7 protein-coding genes are annotated in these 7,042 nt (G+C 69.0%); all 7 read left to right on the top strand.

Annotated features, from left to right (window positions below):
* Positions 1-337: 337 nt before the first annotated feature.
* Genes G3576_RS08690 through mnhG form a run of 7 tightly spaced genes read left to right on the top strand, consistent with a single transcriptional unit; the run spans position 338 to position 6,877 of the window.
* Complete coding sequence (locus G3576_RS08690) at positions 338-802, top strand: PTS sugar transporter subunit IIA (protein WP_164693998.1); 465 nt, start codon at positions 338-340, stop codon at positions 800-802.
* A 50-nt stretch (positions 803-852) separates the two neighbouring features.
* A complete protein-coding gene (locus tag G3576_RS08685; protein WP_164693997.1) occupies positions 853-3,801 on the top strand; it encodes a monovalent cation/H+ antiporter subunit A in 2,949 nt (982 codons plus the stop codon).
* Positions 3,801-4,145 (top strand): Na+/H+ antiporter subunit C, encoded by a 345-nt coding sequence (locus G3576_RS08680; RefSeq protein WP_164693996.1) that lies wholly within the window; start codon positions 3,801-3,803, stop codon positions 4,143-4,145. Before G3576_RS08685 ends, G3576_RS08680 begins: the two co-directional genes overlap by 1 nt.
* Positions 4,145-5,743, top strand: a complete 1,599-nt coding sequence (locus G3576_RS08675) for a monovalent cation/H+ antiporter subunit D (RefSeq protein WP_235951699.1) — start codon at positions 4,145-4,147, stop codon at positions 5,741-5,743. Before G3576_RS08680 ends, G3576_RS08675 begins: the two co-directional genes overlap by 1 nt.
* Positions 5,740-6,231, top strand: coding sequence for a Na+/H+ antiporter subunit E (locus G3576_RS08670; protein ID WP_164693995.1), 492 nt, complete (start codon positions 5,740-5,742; stop codon positions 6,229-6,231). Before G3576_RS08675 ends, G3576_RS08670 begins: the two co-directional genes overlap by 4 nt.
* Positions 6,228-6,509 carry a K+/H+ antiporter subunit F gene (locus tag G3576_RS08665; RefSeq protein WP_164693994.1) on the top strand — a complete coding sequence of 94 codons (282 nt, stop codon included), beginning with the start codon at positions 6,228-6,230 and terminating at the stop codon, positions 6,507-6,509. The genes G3576_RS08670 and G3576_RS08665 overlap by 4 nt, the downstream gene beginning before the upstream one ends.
* A 32-nt stretch (positions 6,510-6,541) precedes the next feature.
* A complete protein-coding gene (gene mnhG / locus G3576_RS08660; RefSeq protein ID WP_235951697.1) occupies positions 6,542-6,877 on the top strand; it encodes a monovalent cation/H(+) antiporter subunit G in 336 nt (111 codons plus the stop codon).
* The last annotated feature ends 165 nt before the right edge of the window (positions 6,878-7,042 follow it).

Here is a 7,042-nt window from a genome sequence, read left to right as displayed (position 1 = left end):
CACACGGTTCGCCGCAGCGAACCGGCCGTCCGAAAAGGCGAACGAGGTGCGCGAGGCTCCGCGTGAGGGCCGACGGCGTAGCGACCGCCGACGCACCAAAGCGCCACGCGGCGCCCGCCCGGCGTTGGGTTTCCTCACGCGATAGGTATCGCGCCTTGCCGATCACGCCATTGATTCTGCTTCATCCGATTGTTACCTGGACGTGCGGCGCGGGCGTGAGCAGGCGTGGTGCAGCGCGCCTGCGATCTGCCGCGCGTGCCTCGGCCCTGTTCCCGTCACCCCGCCAGGCGAAAGCGAGGCGGGGTCGGCGGCAGCCCATGGACGAGGGGACGCAGCGATGGCGATTACCGATCACCTTGCCCCGACGGGCATCTTCATCGACCTCAGCGAGTCGACCAAGGACGCCGTCCTGCAGCGCCTGTCAGCCGAGGCCGCCCAGCGACTTCAGCGGCCCGTGGAAGACGTGCTGGAAGCCGTGGAGGCACGCGAACGGCTCGGTTCCACAGCGCTAGGCCGCGGCGTCGCCCTCCCGCATGCGCGGCTCGAGGGCGACCACCCTCCTCTTGTCCTGTTCGCGCGGCTGCGGCGCCCCGTGGAGTTCGATGCGCGGGACGAGGAGCCGGTGGACCTTGTCATCCTCGTCATCTGGCCAGAATCGGCGCCAGACGGGTTCCTGCCCACCCTGGCCGATACCTGCCGGTCGCTGCGGCAGGCCCAGCACCTTCGCAAGCTGCGCGCGGCGCGCACGGCGGAGGAGGTGCTGGCACTGCTGGCCAGTGGCGACGCGGCGGGAACGGCGTGATGCCCGCTCGCCGACATCCATCCGCACCGGCCTCCGGCTGACCTGCTGCGATGCCGGACAGCCTGATCCTTCTTGCCCTCATCGGCCTGCCCTTCGCCGCGTCGGTCGCCGCAGGGCTTCTGCCGACCCATGCGCGCAACGCGGCCGCGGCCCTCGCCGGTGGCGTCGCGGTTGCCTGCCTGATCCTCGTCTGGGCGGCCTACCCGACAATTTCAGCGGGCGGCGTGTTGCGGACGGAGATCGCCTGGCTCCCCGCGCTCGGTCTCAACCTCTCACTGCGCATCGATGGCTTTGCCTGGCTCTTCGCCGGTCTGGTCACCGGCATCGGCGCGCTCGTCGTCCTTTACGCTCGCTACTACATGGCGGAGGAAGACCCGGTCCCCCGCTTCTTCGCCTTCCTGCTCGCCTTCATGGGGGCGATGCTGGGCGTGGTGACCTCGGGCAACCTGATCCTGCTCGCCTTCTTCTGGGAATTGACGAGCCTCTTCTCCTTCCTGCTGATCGGCTACTGGCACCACGCCGCGACGGCGCGGGACGGCGCGCGCATGGCGCTGACCATCACCGCGACGGGAGGGCTGGCCCTCTTCGCCGGCGTGCTGGTGCTAGGCCATATCGTCGGCAGCTACGACCTCGATGTGGTGCTCGCCGCCGGCGACCAAGTTCGCGCCCATCCACTCTACCTGGTGGCACTGCTGCTGATCCTGCTGGGCGCGCTGACGAAAAGCGCGCAGTTCCCCTTTCATTTCTGGCTGCCGCACGCGATGGCGGCGCCGACGCCGGTCTCCGCCTATCTGCACTCCGCCACGCTGGTGAAGGCTGGCGTCTTCCTCATGGCGCGCCTCTGGCCGGTTCTCGGCGGCACGGATGCCTGGTTCCTGATCGTCGGATCGGCGGGGCTGCTGACGATGCTGCTGGGCGCCTACATCGCCATCTTCCAGACGGACCTGAAGGGACTGCTGGCCTATTCCACCATCAGCCATCTCGGCCTCATCACGCTGCTCCTCGGTCTCAACAGCGAATTGGCGCTGGTCGCCGCCATCTTCCACATCATGAACCACGCGGCCTTCAAGGCCTCGCTGTTCATGGCCGCCGGCATCATCGACCACGAGACCGGCACGCGCGACATCAGGCGGCTGTCGGGCCTCAATCGATCCATGCCCTTCACCGCGCGGCTGGCGCTGGTGGCGGCCGCGGCCATGGCGGGCGTGCCACTGCTGAACGGCTTCATCTCCAAGGAGATGTTCTTCGCCGAGGCGCTGACGGCGGAATCGCCTCTCGGCCTGCTGAACATCCTGCCTTTCGCCGCCATGCTCGGCAGCGCCTTCAGCGTCGCCTACTCGCTGCGCTTCATCCACGGCGCCTTCTTCGGGCCCGAGCCCAGGGACCTGCCACGCCAGCCGCATGAGCCCGCGAACTGGATGCGCCTGCCCGTCGAATTGCTGGTGCTGACCTGCATCATGGTGGGCGTGCTGCCAGCCGCGACGGTTGGTCCCTTCCTGGCGCATGGCGTGCAGTCCGTGCTCGGCCACGACGCGCCCTACTACAGCCTGGCGGTCTGGCACGGCTTCAACCTGCCCCTGCTGATGAGCGTCATCGCGCTCGGCGGCGGCGTCCTGCTCTACCTCCTGCTGCAGCGGCACCTCCGCCGTGGGCTGGACCGCCCGCCGCTGATCGGCCGGCTGGAGGGCCAGCGGATCTTCGAACGCACCATGGTCTTCCTCTCCTGGCGCCTGGCGCGGCGGGCGGAGGCCCTGGCCGGCACGCGCCGCCTGCAGCCCATGCTGCGGCTCATCGTCGGCGCTGCCTTCCTGGCCGGCGGCACGGCCGCCTGGCTGCGCGGCTTCGGCCCCGGCAACCTGCCCGCATCGCCCGTGGACCCGGTGCTGGCCCTGGTGTGGATCGGCGGCGGAGCCTGCGCCATCGGCGCCGCCATCATGGCCAAGTACCACCGGCTGGCCGCGCTCATCCTGATCGGCGCGACGGGCCTCGCGCTCGTCGTCACCTTCGTCTGGTTCTCCGCGCCCGACCTGGCGCTGACGCAGCTGACGGTCGAGGTCGTGACGACCGTGCTGCTGCTGCTCGGCCTCCGCTGGCTGCCGAAACGCGCGGACACGCCCGATGGCGTGGGGCTGGAGGTGCTGTCGCGCACGCGACGCCTGCGTGACCTCGGCTTGGCTGTCGCGGCCGGCAGCGGATTGGCGGCGCTGTCCTACGCGGTGATGACACGCGTGCCGCCCGAACTGCTCGCGCAGGATTTCCTCCAGCGCGGCTACACCGAAGGCGGCGGGACCAATGTGGTGAACGTCATCCTGGTCGATTTCCGGGCCTTCGACACGCTCGGCGAGATCTTCGTCGTCGCCGCCGTGGCGCTGACCGCCTATGCGCTGCTGCGCCGCTTCCGCCCCGCCCCCGACAGCGTCGAGGTGCCGGAACAGCAGGCCCATGCCGATGGCGCGACGGCCGGCGCGGTGGTGACCGGCCGCGGGGAGGTGCGAGACGGTGCCGACTGGCTGCTGGTGCCCTTCACGCTGACGCGCCTGATCTTCCCCGTCATGCTTGTCACCGCCGTCTTCCTGCTTCTGCGCGGTCATGACATGCCCGGCGGCGGCTTTTCCGCCGGCATGGTCGTGGCGATCGCCATCATCCTCCAATACATGATCGGCGGCACGGACTGGACGGAGGAGCGCCTGCGGCTCCGCCCGCAACTCTGGGTTGGCATGGGCCTGCTGATCGCGGCCTGCACCGCCCTCGCGGCGCTGTTTTTCGGCCGCCCCTTCCTGACCACCTACTTCGCCTATGCGGAGTTGCCGCTCATCGGGCGCGTGCCGACCGCCAGCGCGCTGATCTTCGACATCGGCATCTTCATGCTTGTCGTCGGGGCAACGCTGCTCATGCTCGTCGCACTGGCCCACCAATCCGTGCGCGGCCACCGCGCCGTGCCACGGCCGGTGGAGCCCACCGAAGCGCCGGTGCCTCTCGTCACGGCAAGGACGCGCTGATGGAACTTGTCGTCTCGCTCGCCATCGGCGTTCTGACGGGCTCTGGCGTCTGGCTGCTGCTGCGGTCGCGCACCTTCCAGGTGATCATCGGCCTGTCGCTGCTGTCCTACGCCGTCAACCTGTTCATCTTCTCGACGGGTGGGCTTCGCACCGGCGCGGCGGCCATCCTGGAAAAAGGGCAGGAAGGCAGCCTGGCCCAGTTCGCAGACCCGCTGCCCCAGGCGCTGGTGCTGACCGCCATCGTCATCGGCTTCGCCACGACGGCGCTGCTGCTGGTGGTGCTGCTGGCCGCCCGCGGCCTGACCGGCACCGACCATGTGGATGGACGGGAGCGCGACCGTTGATGGGCTGGATGGACCACCTGGTGGCCGCGCCGGTACTGGTGCCGATGATGGCGGGTGCCGCCATGATCCTGGCCGGGGATCGGTGGCGCGGCGCCGTCGTCGCGCTGGGCCTTCTCTCCACCGTCCTGCTCGTCGCCACGGCGGGCTGGCTGCTGATGCTGGCCGATGCGCCGCAGGTGCAGATCTACCGGCTTGGCGACTGGCCGGTGACCTTCGGCATCGTGCTGGTGCATGACCGCGTCTCCGCCCTGATGCTGGCGCTTGTGGCCGTGCTCGGCCTGTCGGCCTTCGTCTTCTCCCTGGCGCGGTGGGACCGCGCAGGGGCGCATTTCCATCCGCTGTTCCAGTTCCAGCTGATGGGGCTGAACGGCGCCTTCCTGACCGGCGACCTCTTCAACCTCTTCGTGTTCTTCGAGGTAATGCTGGCGGCGTCCTACGGGCTCGCGCTGCATGGATCCGGCACGGCGCGGGTGCGGGCCGGGATGCACTACATCGTCGTCAACCTCGTCGCCTCGCTGCTGTTCCTGATCGGCGTCAGCGTCGTCTACGGCATCTCCGGCACCCTGAACCTGGCGGATCTGGCGGCACGGATGCGGGATGTGGCGGCGGCGGACCGGGCGCTGCTCGAAGCGGGCCTGGCCGTGATGGGGGTCGCCTTCCTGGTGAAGGCGGCAATCTGGCCACTGGGCTTCTGGCTGCCCGCAACCTATGCCGCCGCCACCGGTCCCGCTGCCGCCATCCTGTCGATCCTGAGCAAGGTGGGCGCCTATGCGGTGCTGCGCGTCTGGATGCTCCTGTTCGGGGGCGAAGGCGGTGATTCCGCCGGTTTCGGCGGGCCGGTCATCCTGGCCGGCGGCCTGCTGACGATCGCGTTCGGATCCATTGCGGTGCTCGCCACCCAGAACCTGTCGCGCCTGGCGGGAGCGAGCGTGCTCATCTCCTCCGGCACGCTGCTGGCAGCGATCGGCGCCGGACAGGTCGCGGTGACAGGCGGCGCGCTGTTCTACCTCGCCAGTTCCGTGCTGGCCCTTGCCGCGCTCTTCCTCCTGATCGAGCTGGTGGAGCGTGGCCGCGATCCGGGTGCCGACGTGCTGGCGGTGACGCGGGAGATCTTCGGCACTGGGGACGAAGAGGACGGCGCCGACGCGCCGGAGGCGGCCGGCGTCGCCATCCCCGCCATTGTGGCGGTGCTCGGCCTGGGCTTCATGGCCTGTACACTGCTCCTGGCCGGGCTGCCGCCGCTTTCTGGCTTTCTGGCGAAGTTTGCCATGTTGGCCCCGCTGCTCGGGCCGGCGGATGCGAGCATCGCGGTCTCTCGATGGGTCCTGGTCACGGCCTTCATCCTGTCGGGCCTCGCGACGCTGGTCGCCATGGTGCGCGTGGGCATCGACGCATTCTGGGCTTCCCCCCCGGCCACGGTGCCCCGCGTCAGCCTGCTGGAGTTGGCGCCGGTCGGGCTCCTGATCGGCCTCAGCGTGGCGCTCACTGTCGCCGCGGCTCCTGTCATGGACTACATGCAGGCAGCCGCCGCATCGCTCCACGCCCCGGGTGCCTATCTGGACGGCGTCCTCGGCGGGGTGCGGGGGGCACGCCCGTGAGGCGGCTGCTGCCCCATCCCCTTCTGGCAATCGCCTTCCTGGTCCTATGGCTTCTGCTGACCGAGAGCGTGTCGCCGGGCGCCATCCTGCTCGGCATCGTTCTCGCCATTGCGGGCTCTGCCGTCCTGGCCGGCCTGGGCTTTCCCAAGGGCATGCCCGCGCGGCTTCGCCCGGTGCCGGGCCTGCTGCGCGATGTGTTGGTGGAGGTGGTCCGGTCCAACAATGCGGTCGCCCGGATCATCCTGCAGACCCGCGAACCAGGCGAGCGCCGTTCCGGCTTCGTGCAGATCCCGCTCGACATGCGCAGCCCCCATGGCCTCTCTGCCCTGGCCTGCATCCTGACCGCAACGCCGGGCACGGTCTGGGTGGATTACGACGCCAAGGGCGGCGTGATGCTGCTGCACGTCCTCGACCTCGTGGATGAGGAGACGTGGGTTCGCACGATCAAGGACAAGTGGGAGCGCCGGCTGATGGAGATCTTCGAATGAGTGCCGCGGTGCTTGGCTGGTCGCTCCTTGCAGCCCAGCTGCTGCTGGCCGCGGCCATGGCCTTTGCCACGCTGCGCCTGCTGCGAGGGCCGCGGGCGCAGGATCGTGTGCTGGCGCTCGACACCCTCTATGTGAATGCCGGCATGCTGCTGCTGGTCTTCGGTATCCGCACCGGGAGCACGCACTACTTCGAAGCGGCGCTGCTGATCACGCTGCTCGGCTTCGTCGCGACCGCCGCCTTGTCGAAGTTCCTGATGCGGGGCGAGGTCATCGAATGAGGGGTGCGACGGACCTTCCCCTGTGGGCTGCCTTGGCGGTCGCGCTGCTGGTGCTGCTGGGCGCCATGCTCGGATTGATCGGCTCCATCGGCCTCTTGCGGCTGCGCAGCTTCTACGATCGTGTCCATGCGCCCACGCTGAGCACGACGCTCGGAATCGGGTCGATCCTGGCGGCCTCGATGCTGTTCTTCTCGGTGGCCCAGTCACGCCTGGTCATCCATGAGATCCTGATCGCGATCTTCATGGTCATCACGACGCCGGTGACGCTGATGCTCTTGACCCGTGCCGCCCTGCATCGCGACCGAGCGGAGGCAAACCCTGAGGCGCCGCCTCCGTTGCAGGCGAGGAAAGCTGAGGCGGAGCGGTGATGACGGCAGGTTCTGCGGGCGCGCAGCCTGGATCGTCCGGCGCCTGAAACGAAAAGCCCGCTAGATCAGCGATCTAGCGGGCGTTATCTCATTGGGATGCGGGGACAGGATTTGAACCTGTGACCTTCAGGTTATGAGCCTGACGAGCTACCGGGCTGCTCCACC

Origin of the sequence: Falsiroseomonas algicola, assembly GCF_011040385.1 — a bacterium.
Lineage (GTDB): Bacteria > Pseudomonadota > Alphaproteobacteria > Acetobacterales > Acetobacteraceae > Falsiroseomonas > Falsiroseomonas algicola.
This window is presented reverse-complemented; position numbering and strand designations above follow the sequence as displayed.

Excerpts from the sequence above, each read along its gene's own strand:
- G3576_RS08690 (WP_164693998.1), top strand. The coding sequence starts at position 338 with ATGGCGATTACCGATCACCTTGCCCCGACGGGCATCTTCATCGACCTC.
- G3576_RS08685 (WP_164693997.1), top strand. The coding sequence starts at position 853 with ATGCCGGACAGCCTGATCCTTCTTGCCCTCATCGGCCTGCCCTTCGCC.
- G3576_RS08680 (WP_164693996.1), top strand. The coding sequence starts at position 3,801 with ATGGAACTTGTCGTCTCGCTCGCCATCGGCGTTCTGACGGGCTCTGGC.
- G3576_RS08675 (WP_235951699.1), top strand. The coding sequence starts at position 4,145 with ATGGGCTGGATGGACCACCTGGTGGCCGCGCCGGTACTGGTGCCGATG.
- G3576_RS08665 (WP_164693994.1), top strand. The coding sequence starts at position 6,228 with ATGAGTGCCGCGGTGCTTGGCTGGTCGCTCCTTGCAGCCCAGCTGCTG.